The organism is Actinoplanes sp. CA-030573 (assembly GCF_050951115.1).
In the GTDB taxonomy this organism is placed as follows: domain Bacteria; phylum Actinomycetota; class Actinomycetes; order Mycobacteriales; family Micromonosporaceae; genus Actinoplanes.
In genome coordinates this window covers 9851149-9865240 of the sequence record NZ_CP192038.1, presented here as the reverse complement: position 1 = coordinate 9865240, position 14092 = coordinate 9851149, and the positions used below count along the sequence as shown (strand labels likewise).

At 70.5% G+C, this 14092-nt stretch carries 14 protein-coding genes and 1 tRNA gene; 9 read left to right on the top strand and 6 right to left on the bottom strand.

Annotated elements, in window-relative coordinates; all coding sequences use genetic code 11:
* Window position 1 precedes the first annotated feature (1 nt).
* The gene (locus ACQP2F_RS45810) at window positions 2-1075 is read left to right on the top strand and encodes an FUSC family protein (protein WP_433299296.1); all 1074 of its coding nucleotides are present in this window, start codon (window positions 2-4) and stop codon (window positions 1073-1075) included.
* Window positions 1076-1212: 137 nt separating this feature from the next.
* Here the strand turns inward: ACQP2F_RS45810 and ACQP2F_RS45805 are convergent, their stop codons facing one another.
* Together ACQP2F_RS45805 and ACQP2F_RS45800 are read right to left on the bottom strand one after the other, a co-directional pair.
* Complete coding sequence (locus ACQP2F_RS45805; protein ID WP_433299294.1) at window positions 1213-2394, bottom strand: MFS transporter; 1182 nt, start codon at window positions 2392-2394, stop codon at window positions 1213-1215.
* Window positions 2395-2422: 28 nt separating this feature from the next.
* Complete coding sequence (locus tag ACQP2F_RS45800; RefSeq protein WP_433299292.1) at window positions 2423-3781, bottom strand: FAD-dependent monooxygenase; 1359 nt, start codon at window positions 3779-3781, stop codon at window positions 2423-2425.
* Window positions 3782-3839: 58 nt separating this feature from the next.
* Here ACQP2F_RS45800 and ACQP2F_RS45795 point away from each other — a divergent pair, with 58 nt between their 5' ends.
* Window positions 3840-4481, top strand: a complete 642-nt coding sequence (locus ACQP2F_RS45795; RefSeq protein WP_433299290.1) for a TetR/AcrR family transcriptional regulator C-terminal domain-containing protein — start codon at window positions 3840-3842, stop codon at window positions 4479-4481.
* On the opposite strand, the gene ACQP2F_RS45790 is transcribed toward ACQP2F_RS45795, so the two are convergent.
* Both ACQP2F_RS45790 and soxR read right to left on the bottom strand, forming a co-directional pair.
* Window positions 4448-4870, bottom strand: a complete 423-nt coding sequence (locus tag ACQP2F_RS45790) for a hypothetical protein (RefSeq protein WP_433299288.1) — start codon at window positions 4868-4870, stop codon at window positions 4448-4450. The genes ACQP2F_RS45795 and ACQP2F_RS45790 overlap by 34 nt on opposite strands.
* A gap of 68 nt (window positions 4871-4938) precedes the next feature.
* Entirely contained in the window at window positions 4939-5391 is a 453-nt protein-coding gene (gene soxR / locus ACQP2F_RS45785) for a redox-sensitive transcriptional activator SoxR (protein ID WP_433299286.1), read from the bottom strand.
* Between the two features lie 45 nt (window positions 5392-5436).
* Between soxR and ACQP2F_RS45780 the strand changes: the two genes are divergently transcribed.
* Together ACQP2F_RS45780 and ACQP2F_RS45775 are read left to right on the top strand one after the other, a co-directional pair.
* Entirely contained in the window at window positions 5437-6123 is a 687-nt protein-coding gene (locus ACQP2F_RS45780; protein WP_433299284.1) for a transketolase, read from the top strand.
* Between the two features lie 2 nt (window positions 6124-6125).
* Complete coding sequence (locus ACQP2F_RS45775; protein WP_433299282.1) at window positions 6126-6995, top strand: transketolase family protein; 870 nt, start codon at window positions 6126-6128, stop codon at window positions 6993-6995.
* 6 nt (window positions 6996-7001) lie between these two features.
* Here the strand turns inward: ACQP2F_RS45775 and ACQP2F_RS45770 are convergent, their stop codons facing one another.
* Window positions 7002-7439, bottom strand: coding sequence for a hypothetical protein (locus tag ACQP2F_RS45770; RefSeq protein WP_433299280.1), 438 nt, complete (start codon window positions 7437-7439; stop codon window positions 7002-7004).
* Window positions 7440-7514: 75 nt separating this feature from the next.
* Here ACQP2F_RS45770 and ACQP2F_RS45765 point away from each other — a divergent pair, with 75 nt between their 5' ends.
* Both ACQP2F_RS45765 and ACQP2F_RS45760 read left to right on the top strand, forming a co-directional pair.
* On the top strand, window positions 7515-7937 hold the full coding sequence (locus ACQP2F_RS45765) for a PH domain-containing protein (RefSeq protein WP_433299278.1): 423 nt from the start codon (window positions 7515-7517) through the stop codon (window positions 7935-7937).
* Between the two features lie 165 nt (window positions 7938-8102).
* Window positions 8103-9230, top strand: a complete 1128-nt coding sequence (locus ACQP2F_RS45760; protein WP_433299276.1) for a CinY protein — start codon at window positions 8103-8105, stop codon at window positions 9228-9230.
* A gap of 15 nt (window positions 9231-9245) precedes the next feature.
* On the opposite strand, the gene ACQP2F_RS45755 is transcribed toward ACQP2F_RS45760, so the two are convergent.
* Window positions 9246-9330: transfer RNA gene (locus tag ACQP2F_RS45755), tRNA-Ser, on the bottom strand.
* Window positions 9331-9550: 220 nt separating this feature from the next.
* Here ACQP2F_RS45755 and ACQP2F_RS45750 point away from each other — a divergent pair.
* The 3 genes from ACQP2F_RS45750 to ACQP2F_RS45740 all read left to right on the top strand — a co-directional run bounded on the left by ACQP2F_RS45750 (window position 9551) and on the right by ACQP2F_RS45740 (window position 13924).
* Entirely contained in the window at window positions 9551-11428 is a 1878-nt protein-coding gene (locus ACQP2F_RS45750; protein WP_433299274.1) for a ricin-type beta-trefoil lectin domain protein, read from the top strand.
* Window positions 11425-12822: a ricin-type beta-trefoil lectin domain protein gene (locus ACQP2F_RS45745; protein ID WP_433299272.1), complete on the top strand. Its 1398-nt coding sequence runs from the start codon at window positions 11425-11427 to the stop codon at window positions 12820-12822. The genes ACQP2F_RS45750 and ACQP2F_RS45745 overlap by 4 nt, the downstream gene beginning before the upstream one ends.
* A 139-nt stretch (window positions 12823-12961) precedes the next feature.
* Window positions 12962-13924: an NAD(P)H-quinone oxidoreductase gene (locus tag ACQP2F_RS45740; RefSeq protein ID WP_433299270.1), complete on the top strand. Its 963-nt coding sequence runs from the start codon at window positions 12962-12964 to the stop codon at window positions 13922-13924.
* Window positions 13925-14092: the final 168 nt, after the last annotated feature.

Here is a 14092-nt window from a genome sequence, read left to right as displayed (position 1 = left end):
CGTGAGCCGGATCGCCGCCGTATTCGAGCTCAACCGCAAGGGATTCAGTCCGCGCCGGGGAGCCGCCGTCCTCGTCATGATCGTGCCGCTGGTCGTCCTCGGGCTGCTGGACCTGGAGAAGTACTGGCTCAGCGTGGCCTTCGGGGCGCTGTTCGTGGGCCTTTGCGACCCCGGCGGCCGGTACGGCTACCGGGTGCCCCGCATCGCGGTGGTGGCCGTGGCCGGGGCGGTGCTGACGGCATTGGGCTTCGCCGTCGGCCGCGCCGCCTGGGGATGGGTCGTCCTGTCCGCCTTCGTGGTGACGCTCCTGGCCGGGCTGGCGGTGAAGTACGGCCCGCACCGGTTCGCGGCCGCGACGTTGCTCAACGTCTGGTTCCTGGTCGCGCTCGCGCTGGCGATCGCCGACCGGGAGGCGAAGGTGGACACCACCGCGTGGGGACAGGCGCTGGCCTGGCTGACCGGGGCGGCCGCCACCATCGCGTACACCTGCATCGTGTGGTTGATCCGCGGGCGGACGGCGCAGTCGCAGCCCGCGGCCGACGTGTTCCCCGGCGACATCACCCCGATGCCGCTGACCCGGCCGGTGGTCCTGTTCGTAGTGATCCGGGCGGTGGCGGTGGCGATAGCGGTCGCGATCGCCTTCGGGCTGGATCTGCCGAATGCCGACTGGATGCCGATCGCCGCGCTGGTCGCGATGAAGCCCAGCCTGCAGCAATCCGCCCTGGTGGCGGAACAGCGGGTGGCCGGGGCGATTCTCGGTGCGGCCGTGGCGGCCCTGTTCCTGCTCACCGTCGATGCCAAGGTCGCGCTGGTGGCGGTCATCGTGCTGCTGGGCATGCTGGCCGCGTCGCTGCGGAGCGTGAACTACGCCTGGTACTGCACGGCGGTCACCGGGGCGGTGCTGATCGGCATGGACATCCCGCATCCGGCCGACCTGGCCGACGAGGGGCGGCGCATCCTGTTCACGCTGATCGGCGTCGCCATCGCCGTGGTGGTGATGCTGGCGGCGAGCCTGCTCGGCAACCGCAACCGCAACCGCAGCCGCGGCCGCGGCAGAACGGCGCCCGCGACATAGGGTGAGCGAAGCCGCACGTCGGGAGCTCAGGCAGGACCGGCCGCGGCGCGTATTGGTGAGCAGAGCTGCACGTCGCGGGCGCAAGCACGGACGACCGCGGCGCGTATGGGTGAGCAGAGCAAAGGGCGCCGGGCCGGCTACTCCGGGGCGAGGGGCTTGGCGGCGCCGGAGGCGAGCAGGCCGATCAGCAGGGCGGCCAGGACGCAGAGGATGGCGTTCAGGACGCCCAGGTGCTGGGCCAGCACGCCGATCAGCGGCGGGCCGGCCAGGAACGCGCCGTAGCCGATGGAACCCGCCACCGAGACTCGGATGGCCGCGCGGACCGGGTCGTCGGCGGCCGCGCTCATGCCGACCGGGAAGCCGAGCGACGAGCCGGCGCCCCAGAGCAGGCCGCCGATCAAGGCCAGCGGGACCGCCACGCCGGAGTGGACCAGCAGCAGGCCGGCCGCGCCCAGCGCGACCGTGGCCCGCAGGACGCGCACCCGGCCCCAGCGCTCGATGGCCTGGCCGCCGAACAGGCGGGAGAGGGTCATGGCGGTGACGAACGTGCCGTAGCCGATCGCCCCGACCGTCTCGCTCGTGCCGTAACCGTCGACCAGGCTGATGGCGAGCCAGTCGTTAGCGGTGCCCTCGGTGAAGCCGAAGCCCAGCATGATCAGGCCGATCAAGATGGTGCGGGGCTCGCGCCACGCCTGGCCGACGCTCATCGGCGGACGCTCGCCGGGCGGCAGCGGGATGTGGGGCAGGAGTCGCCGTACGGTCGGAAGCGTCACCGCGGCCGCGAGAAGCGCGGTGAGATAGAGCTGCGCCCAGATCGGCAGGCCGGCGGCCGCGGCCAGCGCGCTCACCCCGGCGCCCAGCACCGTGCCGAGGCTGAAGCCGGCGTGGAAGCGCGGCATGATCGTGCGGCCCAGGTGGCGCTCGACCGCGGCGCCCTCGACGTTCATCGAGACGTCCCAGACGCTGTTGCCGGCGCCGACCAGCACGAGGCCGACCGCGGCGACCGGAACCGAGCCGGTCAGCGTGCCGGTGGCCAGGCCGGCCAGGCCGAGCACGAGCGAGCCGCTGCCGAGCAGGATCGCCCGGGCCGGGCCGACCCGCTGCACGAGCGGGCCGGAGAGCGGGATCGACAGGATCGCGGCGGCCGAGATGCAGAACAGCAGCAGCCCGAAGCCGGACGGCGAGAGATGCAGGTCGGCGCGCACGGCGGGGGCACGGGCGAGCCAGCCGGCGAAGGCCAGCCCGTTGGTGGCGAAGGTGGCGGCGACCGCGACCTTGGCCCGCTCGAGCCGCGGGCGGTCGAGGTCGAGAGTCGTCACGACACCCAACTTACTCGTTAAAGCTTGATCAGCACCACCGGTCGACCGCCTCCCGCAACGCGCCGGCACCGAGGGACTCGACCCAGGCGACGTGCCCATCGGGCCTGATCAAGGTGGGTGGGCCGGGATAGGGGACTCGTCGCACGTGCGGCGGCACCGCGGCGTCGCCGAGCAGGACCGGGCGGGCGTCGTGGAGATGCGAGAAGAGGCGGCTGCCGTCGGGGAGATCGAGATCGGGCACGTGATGGCCGGCGCCCTCGGGAAGCGGATACCGAACGTCGAGGGCGGCGATCATCGAGGACAGGGACCGGTTCACGTCACCGTGAGCGATCAGGCCGGTCACGACCGACCGTAGCGCCGACGTGTGCTCGTCGGGCCGGGTGAGCGCGGTTTGCGCCCTCGTGTTCTCGAGCACCCGCTCGGCCACCGGACGGCGCTCCACCTCGTACGTGTCGAGCAGCGTTTGATCTTGATCGCCCCGCAGCACGGCGGCGAGCTTCCAGCCGAGGTTGACCGCGTCCTGCACGCCGGTGTTGAGGCCCTGGCCGCCGGCCGGATAGTGGATGTGCGCGGCGTCGCCGGCCAGCAGGACCCGGCCCGCCCGGTAGCGCGCCGCCAGTCGCGCGGCATCGTGGTAGCGGGAGATCCATCGTGGATCGCGCAGGCCGAAGTCGGTGCCGGCGTGCCGCTCGAGCGAGGCGCGCAGGTCGGCGACGGTGATCGGCGCGTCCCGGTCGGCGACGGTGTCGAAGTCGTTTGTGATCACCCGGTACCAGCCGGGCTCGAAGTTCAGCACCGACCAGTTGCCGAACGGCGTGCGCCGCTGGAACACCGGCCCGGGCGGCGGGGCGTCGAGCGTGACGTCGCCGAGCACGGCGGTCATCGTGGCGGGCGTGCCGGGGAAGTCGATGCCGGCCAGCTTGCGGACCGTGCTGCGCCCGCCGTCACAGCCGACGACGTACTCGGCGGTCAGCTCACCCTCGGTGGTCTCGATCTCGACGTGGTCGGCCGTCGGGTGAAGACCGGTCACCTCCACCTCGCGCCGCAGCCGTACGCCCAGATCGCGCGCCCGCCCCTCGAGAAGCCGCTCGATGCGTCGCTGCAGGATGGCCAGCAGGAACGGGTATCGCGTGGGCAGGCCCGAGAAGTCCAGCGGGATCCCGGCGAAATGCCCGCCCGGTAGCCGGCGGCCCTCGGCCAGGAACGGCTCGAGCATGCCCCGCATGTCGAGGACCTCCATCGTGCGAGCGTGAATGCCGCCGGCCCGGGACTCGCCGCTCGGGCCGGCCAGCCGCTCGAGCACCACCGGATCGGCACCGCCGAGCCGCAGCTCACAGGCGAGCATCAAGCCGGTCGGGCCGCCGCCCGCGATCACTACCTGTTCCATGCCGTCCCCGCTCTCTAACTAAGTTAGGGATACGCCTAACGTTGATAGAGTGTCAAGCGTGAAGCTGACCCGGGACGCCATCGCCCGCGCCGCCCTGACCGTCCTCAACGAGGTCGGCCTCGACGGCCTGACCATGCGCGTGCTCGCTACCGAGCTGGGGGTGCAGGCGCCGACGCTCTACTGGCACATGAAGAACAAGCAGGAGCTGCTCGACGCGATGGCCGACCTGCTGGCGGCCGAGACCGCCGAGGGCGTCGAGGCGCCACGCCGGGGTGAGAGCTGGCAGGAGTGGCTGATCGGGCTGGCCGTGCGCAACCGGCGCGTGCTGCTGCGCTACCGCGACGGCGCGCGGGTCGCGGCCGGGGCCTACTCGGCCAACCCGGCCGTCGCCCGCACGGTCGAGCTCATCCTGCGCACGCTTCAGGACGCCGGCTTCGAGCCGGCCATCGCGGCCCGAGCGTTCCCGGTGCTGCTGCACTACACGATCGGCTTCACCATCGAGGAGCAGGCGCGAACGGGGGTGGCCTACGAGCGGAACCCGTACGCGGGCGGCCTCGCGGTCGACGCCGAGAAGTTCCCGCTGACCGCGAGCGTGGCCGGCGACCTCTACCCGGCGGACACCGACGCGAACTTCGAATACGGGCTGCGGCTGATCCTCGACGGGATTCAGAGCCAGGGCAGCTCGCGGCTCTCGGCGTAGCCGGCGATGCCCCGGCGCACGTCGGCCGGGGTGAACCGGTGGTGCGGGCCGCCGGGGGCCGACTCGTGCACGGTCCACGAGCCGTCCGGGAACGCGACGAGCGTCGACTCGAGCGTGTGGCCCGCCACGACCATGCCCTCCCGGGCGGCCGGTATGTCCTCGCGCCAGGTGCTCAGGACCCAGCCATTGCGCGTACGGGAGAAGCGCCGTTTGCCGTTGATCTGGAAGTTGGTCTCGATGTCGTGCCGCCCGGCCCAGTCGCCGAACTTGCGGCACAGCCGGGAGATGCCGTCGACGCGCTCGGCCTCGTCACGCTCCTGCTGCTCGACGCGGGCCCGCAACTCCGCGAGCTGCAGCGCGTCGTCCGGGTCAGCCTCGTGCCGGTTCACGGGCAGATCGTAGGCGCGTCCGTCCACAAAGCTCCAGCCGCAAAGCTCCAGCCGCAACAGCTCCAGCCTCAAGCGGACGGGGACGGCGGGTTGACGATCATCTGAGGTCCGGTGCCGCGGGCGGCGAGCCGGTCGGCCGGATTGATCAGGTTGCAGCGCTGGAGGGAGAGGCAGCCGCAGCCGATGCACCCGGTCAGCTGGTCGCGCAGCCGCTGCATCAGCACGATGCGCTCCTCGAGCCGTCCCCGCCAATGCGCCGAGAGCCGCGCCCAGTCGGCCTTGGTCGGCGTGCGCTCGTCCGGCAGCTCGGCCAGCGCCTCCCGGATCTCGTCGAGCGAGACGCCGACCTGCTGAGCGATCTTGATGAAGGCGACCCGGCGCAGCTCGGCCCGCGCATAGCGACGCTGGTTGCCGGCCGTACGGGTGGACCGGATCAGACCCTCGCGCTCGTAGTAGCGCAGCGCCGAGGCGGCCACGCCGCTGCGAGCCGCGAAATCCCCGATGGTGAGCGACTCCATCACACCACCCTTGAGTTGAAGTGCACTTCAAGTTGCAGCCTAGTCGGCATGACCGTGACCGCACTGCCCACCGACCGGATCCGGCAGCTGATCCGGCGCATGACCGGGGACGAGAAGCACGCGCCCAGCTCGTACTCGACGCTCGACGTGCTCTGGGTGCTCTACGACCGGGTGCTGCGCATCGATCCCGGCCGCCCCGACGAGCCCGACCGCGACCGGTTCCTGCTCTCCAAGGGCCACGGCCCGGCCGCCTACTACGCCGTGCTGGCGGCCAAGGGGTTCTTCCCGGAGAGCTGGCTGGACGACATGGGCGGCTGGGACAGCCCGCTCGGCAACCATCCCGACCGGCTGCGGGTGCCGGGCGTCGAGATCGGCACCGGCTCGCTCGGGCACGGGCTCGGCATCGGCGTCGGCGTAGCGCTCGGCCTGCGGGCCCAGGGTTACGCCCGGACGCGCACCTTCGTGCTGGTCGGCGACGCCGAGCTGGACGAGGGCTCCAACCACGAGGCGATCGCGTACGCCGCGGCGGTGCGCCTGCCGATGACGGCCATCGTGATCGACAACCAGTCGGCGACGCACGGCTGGCCGGGCGGGATCGCGGCCCGCTTCCCGGGCTGGGACGCCACCGTGATCGACGGCCGGGACCACGAGCAGATCGAGCACGCCCTGGCCAAGCGCCACCACGACCGCCCCAACCTGGTCGTGGCGGTTGTCGAGTCGAAGCGAGGCCTCTGATGATGCGTGACACCTTTGTCGCCACCACTACCGAACTGCTGGACGAGGATCCGCGTACGGCCCTCGTGCTCGCCGACATCTCCGCCGACTCCTTCGCGCCGGCCATGCGCCGGCATCCCGACCGGGTCCTCAACGTCGGCATCCGCGAGCAGCTGATGACCGGGGTGGCCGGCGGCCTCGCGCTCACCGGCATGCGGCCCTACGTCCACTCGTACGCGCCGTTCGTCGTCGACCGGGCCTACGAGCAGATCAAGCTCGACCTCGGGCACCAGGACGTGGGAGCCGTGCTGGTCAGCATCGGGGCTTCCTACGACGGCGCGGCCTCGGGCTACACCCATCAGTCGCCGGGCGACGTGCAACTGCTCGACACGCTCGAGGGCTGGACCGTGCACGTACCCGGTCATCGGGACGAGGTTCCGCCGCTGCTGCGCGATGCCGCCCGGCACGACGACCGGGTCTATGTCCGTCTTTCCGAGCAGGAGAACACGCGGCCGTACGCGGACAGCACCCGTCTCCGGGTCATCAAGCGCGGCGGCCCGTTGATCGTCGCCGTCGGGCCGATGCTCGATCCGGTGCTCGAGGCCACCCGCGACCTGGACGTGACGGTCGCGTACACGAACACGCCGCGCCCGCTCGACGCCGAGGGCCTGCGCCTGCTCGCCCAGGGTGACGTGATCATGGTCGAGCCGTACCTGGCCGGCACGTCGGCGCGGCAGGTGGCCGAGGCGCTCGGCGGCATCCCGCACCGCGCGCTGCACCTGGGCGTGGCCCGCGAGGAGGTCCGCCGCTACGGAACCTGGCGGGACCACGCGCGGGCCCAGGGGCTGGACGCGGCCGGCCTGCGCGCGCCGATCACGGAGTTCCTGTGGTGATGGTTGTTACGCGGCCGCGGTCCTGGGCGTACGGAAGACATGCTGGAGCAGCGAGTCGAAGTGCCAGACCGCCTCGGGCTCGGTCAGCCGCAGCCGGAAACGCTCGCGGACCCCGTCCACCGCCGTGGCCGCCAGCTCGACGGCGGAGCGGCTCAGGTCCGGGCTCCAGGTCACGTTGCTCAGGTGCCGCAGGTCGGCGTTGAGATGCAGCCGGAGCCGGTGCAGCACCTTGGTCTCCTGCGTCACCACGAGCCGGCGGTAGGTCAGCAGCATCATGAACTCGCCGGCCATCGGGGCCTCGGGGCGATGACAGCGGCTGACCAGCACGGTCGTGTCGTCGGGCTCCACGCAGCGCCGGAAGATCGGCATGTGCCGGCTGACGGTCGGGATGGCCACACCGGCTTCGGCGGCGGCGGGCAAGAACGTACGGGAGAACACGTCCATGTGGCATTCAACGGAGGTGACCGGGACAGGCATCGGCCACCGGCCGATGAATGTTTCAAATGACATAGTTGCTTCATGCAGTGGCGCATCAGGCCGGTCCTGCCGGTCACCAAGTTGATGGGTGCGGTCGCGGTCGTGGTGCTGGCGGTCGCCTTCGGCGCCGGCGATCCGATCCGCTGGGCCATCGCCGTGGTGGCGGCGGTCGCGCTCACCCTGTGGGCGGTGCGCGATCTCATCGCGCCGGTCCGCCTGGCGGCGGACGCGTCGGGGGTGACGGTGGTGGCCGGTTTCGCGCGCCGCCGGCACCTGCCGTGGGCGTCGATCGAGCGCGTACGCGTCGACCGGCGCACGCATCGGGGCCTACGTTCCGAGATGCTGGAGCTCGATGCGGGCGACGCGATCTACCAGCTGAGCGCCAACGACCTGGGCGCGCTCCCGGAGGACGTGGCCGTCGCCCTGGCCGATCTGCGCCCTCCGCAGCACACCGGTATCGACTAGCCTGCCCGTCCGCCTGACTACCCGAGCGGGATGAGGCGGCCACGGCCCGAGACGGTGGACAGTCGACCGATGCAGGGCCAGTTGACCCGCCCGCGCTTGTGGCCGGCGCCTCGACCCGCCACCCGGCCGCCGCTTTACCCGTCGCGGCCCGGCTCGGTGTTGGTCGTGTTGCTCGTCCTGACGGCATGGATGGCGCTACCGGCCGGCCCGGCCGCCGCCTTCGGGACGATCGACGGAGGCGGGCAGCACCGCGAGCACGAACGGCTGACCCGCGCCGCGTTGAGCTGCGCCGGCACCGCGCGTTCGGACCAGGACTGCTTCGCGGCCCGCTCCATGGATCAGCTCGCCGGACGCGGTAAGGGATTCGGGGCCGTCGGCGCACCGGACAGCGACGAGATCAGCGACCCGGCCGCACATTGCGACAACGCCGACTTCCTGCCCGGCAGCTATCCCCGCACCCGGGACCAGGCCACGACGCAACTCATCGCCTGCATCGATCATCTGCGGATGCGGTTCCGGCAGGGTGTGGACAGCGCCGAGGATCTGCTCGACGACCAGGGGCGCGTCGTTGCGGACGAGGTGATCCTGGACCGGGACTGCCGGCCCGGCAACGACGAGGACCGCGCCAAATGCACGGTCATCGAAGGGCTGGGCCGGGCCCTGCACGGCGCCCAGGACTTCTACGCGCACAGCAACTGGGCCGACGAAGCGGATCCGGCGCGTCCCACCGGACCGGAGAATCCGCCGGGCCTGAACCGTCCGGGGCCGAGTGCGCTCTTCGACCTGCGCGGCGATGCGGCGGTGAGCGTGCCGGAGGGACTGGCCACCGGGTGCTTCGTGCTCAAGGACGAGTCTCCCGGCGTCGGCAACTGCACGGGCCGGATCACCCACGCGGCGCTCAACAAGGACAACGGGATCATCGATCCGGCCAGCGGCGAGGTCACCGGCCCGACCACTGCGCGCGGGATGGTCGCACGGAACTTCGCCAAGGCGGTCGCCGGTGCGATAGCCGAGACCCGGCGCCAGTGGCAGGACTTCCGCGCCGCGCTGGCGGAGCGGTACGGACCGGACCGGGCGGCGCGCATGATCTGCGCGCTCACCCGGGACGATCCGGTCCGGCAGTGCAACCGTCCGACCGGCGCGGCCGCTGCCGGTCACGGTGCGCAAAGCCGCGCCGCGCGCCTCGGCGTCCTGGCCGTCGCCGGCGTGGCATTCGCACTGCTGGCCGGCGCGCTGACGCTGCGCACCCGGCGCCGTGGCTGGGGAAGGCGGCATACCGCTCGTCGCGAGTGAGCCCGACTGTCCGTGCGGAGGGCGTGGGATTCGAACCCACGATGAGTTTCCCCATACCGGTTTTCAAGACCGGCGCCATCGGCCACTAGGCGAGCCCTCCCGGTGGTGCCGGTCCAGTCTGCCAGACCCCGTCACGGCCTCCGGCAGGCACTCTTGACCGAAACTTGTATTAAGACTCTGAAGAGGCGTCTGAGCAGCGCAAACACGGCGAAGTCGCCCGCTTTTGGCAGTTGACAAGGAATCGACCGAGGTGTTTATTGTTCACCTGCCTTACCAATCCCCGCCAACGGCCCCCACCAACGGCAAGGGAGTCCCCATCCATGTCCATCCCCAGAACCCGAAGAACGCTGATCATGGCGGCCTCCGCGGCGGCCCTGGTCACCTCGATCGTGGTGGTCGCCCCCCAGGCGTTCGCGGCGAACGAGACGGTGAACGTCTACCTGACCACGACGAGTGACAGTGGCGGGCGCACGGTGACGCGTGGGCTGCAGCAGCAGACCCCGATCGCATTCGCGAGCAGCAGCGGCAGCGCGAACCAGACGATCACCGTCAACGAGAACACGACCTACCAGCCGTTCGAGGGCGCGGGCGCGTCGATGACCGACACCGCCGCCTTCGACATCAAGGGAAGCGGCGCGCTGTCGTCGAGTGCGCAGTCCGATGTCCTGACCAAGCTGTTCAGCAACAGCGGGGGCATCGGCGTCAGCGCGCTGCGCAATGTCATCGGCTCGTCCGACCTGGCGCAGAACAGCTACTCGTACGACAACACCTGCTGCGACCTGAACGATTTCTCGCTCTCCCGGGACGCCGACATCATGGCGCTCACCAAGCAGGCGTACGGGCTGAATCCTTCGATGTTCGTCATGGGGTCGCCGTGGTCGGCACCGCCGTGGATGAAGGACAACAACGCCTACAGCCAGGGTTACCTGCAGGCGCAGTACTACAAGACCTACGCGCAGTACTTCGTCAAGTACATCCAGGGCTACCAGGCGCAGGGCGTGCCGATCCGGTACGTCACCGAGCAGAACGAGCCCGGTTGCTGCGCCGGTTACCCGTCGATGCAGTGGCCCGTCTCCGGGCTGCAGTCCTTCGCCAAGAACGACCTGATGCCCGCGCTGCAATCGGCGGGACTCAGCACCAAGCTGCTGATCGGCGACTGGAACTTCGACACGTACGACACCTGGGTCTCGCCTTTGATCAATGACACCGCGATCCGGAACCACCCGAACTTCGGCGGCATCGCGTGGCATGACTACGGCGGCAACCCGTCCACCGAAAGCTCGGTCCACAACCAGTTCCCGTCGGTGAACATGTACAACACCGAGCACTCGGGCGGCACGTGGGTCTCCAACCAGCAGTCCGAGGACATGGGCGACCTCATCGACTACTTCCGCAACTGGGGTCGTAGCTGGACCAAGTGGTCGCTCGCCGTCGACGAGGCGATGGGTCCGCACAACGGCGGATGCGGCACCTGTACGGGATTGATCACCGTGCACCGCAACGACAGCCGGCGCGGGCAGGTCGACTACACCATCGAGTACTACACGATGGGCCACCTCACCAAGTTCGTGAAGCCGGGCGCGGTGCGGATCGACTCTTCGGCCAACTCGACGGTGCCGAACGTGGCGTTCAAGAACAGCGACGGCTCGAAGGCGCTGATCGCGTACAACACCAGCGGCAGCGCCCAGTCGATCAAGGTCAACTGGGGTGGGCAGTCCTTCACGTACTCGCTGCCGACCAAGACCTCGGCGACGTTCACCTGGGGCGGCACGCAGAGCGGCGGTGGCGGCGGCACCGGGACCGGCACCGGCAAGACCGGCACGATCACCGGCCTCGGCGGCAAGTGCCTGGACGTCACCGGCGGCTCGACCGCCAACGGCAACCAGCCCCAGCTGTGGGACTGCACCGCCGGCAACACCAACCAGCAGTGGACGGTCGGCACCGACGGCACCATCCGGGGCCTCGGCAAGTGCCTGGACGTCGCGAACAACTCCACTGCGGACGGCGGAGCCGTGCACCTGTGGGACTGCATCTCGACGGTCGCCACGCAGAAGTGGACCGCCTCCGGCGGCACGCTGATCAACTCCGCGTCCGGCAAGTGCCTGGACGTCAAGGACAACAACACCGCCAACGGGGCCAAACTGCAGATCTGGAGCTGCACCGGCGCCGCCAACCAGAGATGGACGGTTCCGGCATGAAGCGGCTTCTAGCAATCGCGGCCGGGGTCGCGGTCGTCGCGACCATGGGCATCCTCGGCATCACCAACGCCTCAGCGGCCAGCGCCGGCGCCCTGGTGAGCTCGCTCAACGGCAAGTGTCTCGACCTCACCAACGGCTCGACCACCAACGGCAACCAGCCGCAGCTGTGGAGCTGCGTCGCGGGCTCGGCGAACCAGACCTGGACGCTGGCCGACAACGGCTCGGTGCAGGTCAAGGGCAAGTGCCTGGACGTCGCCGGCAACTCGTCGGCGGACGGCGCGGTCGTGCACGTTTGGGACTGCTTCGACACGGTGGCGACCCAGAAGTGGAGCCTGTCCGGCGGCTCGCTGATCAACTCGAACGGCAAGTGCCTGGACGTGAAGGACAAGAACACCGCGGACGGGGCCAAGCTCCAGCTGTGGACCTGCACCGGCACGTCCAACCAGAAGTGGACCTTCGGCGGGGGCTCGACGCCGCCGACCACCACGCCCACCACGCCTCCCTCGTCGGGCGGCCCGGGCATCAAGGCGGTCGCGCCGTACTACTACACCGGCTGGGGCAACCCGCCGAACCTGACCACGGTCACCCAGACGACCGGGGTCAAGTGGTTCACGATGGCGTTCATGCTGAACAGCGGCAACTGCGACCCGAAGTGGGACGGCAGCCGGGCGCTGACCGGCGGCCAGGACCAGACGGCCATCAACACGATCAGGGCCAACGGCGGTGACGTGGTGATCTCGTTCGGCGGCGCCTCCGGCCCGTGGCTCGAGCACTACTGCACCAGTGCCTCGGCGCTGGCCGCGGCCTACCAGAAGGTCATCAACGCGTACGGGCTGAAGGCCATCGACATCGACATCGAGGGCACGCCCTACAACACCGCCGCCGATCAGCAGAAGACGGTCGACGCGCTGAAGACGATCAAGGCCAACAACCCCGGCATCACCATCTACATCACGCTGGGCAGCGGCACGAGCGGTCCGGACGCCTCGCTGATCAACCGGGCCGCGTCGGCCGGGCTGGTCATCGACGGCTGGGGAATCATGACCTTCGACTGGGGCAACACGACCGGTAACCAGGGTCAGCTGACCATCCAGGCGGCGGACGGGCTGAAGAACCGGCTGAAGACGGCCTACGGCTGGTCGGACGCCGAGGCGTACAAGCACGTGGGCATCTCCTCGATGAACGGGATCACCGACGAGCACGCGACGGTCACCCTCGCGGACATGCAGACCATCACGGCGTACGCGCAGCAGCACACGATCGCCCGCCTGACGTTCTGGTCGCTGAACCGGGACCGTCAGTGCCCGAGCGGGTACCCGAACGACGACACGTGCAGTGGCGTGGCGCAGTCGGCGTACCAGTACACAAAGATCATCGGCGCCTACAAGGGCTGATCTTCCCTGGTCAGGAAGCCTCGCGAGCTGCGGTGGGCGCAGCTCGCGGGGCTTCCTCCCCGTCCGGCCGCCCCGACCACCGCCCCCGGACCGGACTGAAGGCTCGTTTTCGGTCGCAGCCCTCGGGCAAGCTGAACCCATGCACGCGATAGTGATCGAAGACAAGCGGCTGGTGCTGCGCGAGGTGCCCGACCCGGTGGCCGGCGAGGGCGAGGTGGTCGTCGACGTGACCGCCGCCGGCGTCAACCGGGCCGACGTGTCCCAGCGTCAGGGCTTCTACCCGCCGCCGCCCGGCGCCTCCGACTATCCCGGCCTCGAGTGTGCCGGCGTGATCAGCTCGGTCGGTCCCGGCGTCACCGGCCGGCACGTGGGCGAGCGGGTGGCCGCGCTGCTGGCCGGCGGCGGCTATGCGGAAAAGGTCGCGGTGCCGGCCGGGCAGCTGCTGCCGGTGCCGACCGGCCTCTCGCTGCAGGAGTCGGCCGCGTTGCCCGAGGTCTCGTGCACGGTCTGGTCGAACGTGGTGGACGTGGCCCGCCTGCGCAAGGGCGAGACGCTGCTGGTGCACGGCGGCGGCAGTGGCATCGGCACGTTCGCGATCCAGCTCGGCAAGGCGCTGGGCGCCACGGTGGTGGCCACCGCCCGGGCGGCCAAGCACGACAAGCTGCGCGAGCTCGGCGCCGACCACGTCGTCGACTACACGACCGACGACTTCGTGGCGGCCACAAAGGACTTCACCGGCGGTCGCGGCGCCGACGTGGTGCTCGACATCGTGGGCGCGAAGTACCTGGCCCGCAACGTCGACGTGCTGGCGCCCGACGGCCGCATCGCCGTGATCGGCATGCAGGGCGGCCGCAAGGGCGAGCTCGACCTCGGGCAGCTGATGGCCAAGCGCGGCCGCATCTCGGCGACCGGCCTGCGGGCGCGCCCGCTCGACGACAAGGCCCGCGTGGTGGCCGGCGTCCGTCGCGAGGTCTGGCCGCTGGTCGAGGCCGGCGCGGTCAAGCCGATCATCCACACCACGCTCCCGCTGGCGGCCGCCGGCGAGGCGCACGAGCTGATGGAGTCGAGCGACCACCTGGGCAAGATCTTGCTGCTGCCCTGAGGGACCGTAACACTTTCGGGTGCATTTGGAGGAGGTTTATGCGCGGATAGGTCCGATATGCGGCGTGGCGATGCCGCGAACGGGGGACGGGTGCCGAGCATGGTGCCGCGACCCGGGCGCTCGCCGGGAGCTGCGGGGTCGCGTCTTGTCGCCGAGCCCGGTTCGGGA

Coding starts and splice junctions, on each gene's coding strand:
- ACQP2F_RS45740 (WP_433299270.1), top strand. CDS start 12,962: ATGCACGCGATAGTGATCGAAGACAAGCGGCTGGTGCTGCGCGAGGTG.
- ACQP2F_RS45765 (WP_433299278.1), top strand. CDS start 7,515: ATGCAGTGGCGCATCAGGCCGGTCCTGCCGGTCACCAAGTTGATGGGT.
- ACQP2F_RS45800 (WP_433299292.1), bottom strand. CDS start 3,781: ATGGAACAGGTAGTGATCGCGGGCGGCGGCCCGACCGGCTTGATGCTC.
- ACQP2F_RS45750 (WP_433299274.1), top strand. CDS start 9,551: ATGTCCATCCCCAGAACCCGAAGAACGCTGATCATGGCGGCCTCCGCG.
- ACQP2F_RS45770 (WP_433299280.1), bottom strand. CDS start 7,439: ATGGACGTGTTCTCCCGTACGTTCTTGCCCGCCGCCGCCGAAGCCGGT.
- ACQP2F_RS45775 (WP_433299282.1), top strand. CDS start 6,126: ATGCGTGACACCTTTGTCGCCACCACTACCGAACTGCTGGACGAGGAT.
- ACQP2F_RS45745 (WP_433299272.1), top strand. CDS start 11,425: ATGAAGCGGCTTCTAGCAATCGCGGCCGGGGTCGCGGTCGTCGCGACC.
- ACQP2F_RS45780 (WP_433299284.1), top strand. CDS start 5,437: ATGACCGTGACCGCACTGCCCACCGACCGGATCCGGCAGCTGATCCGG.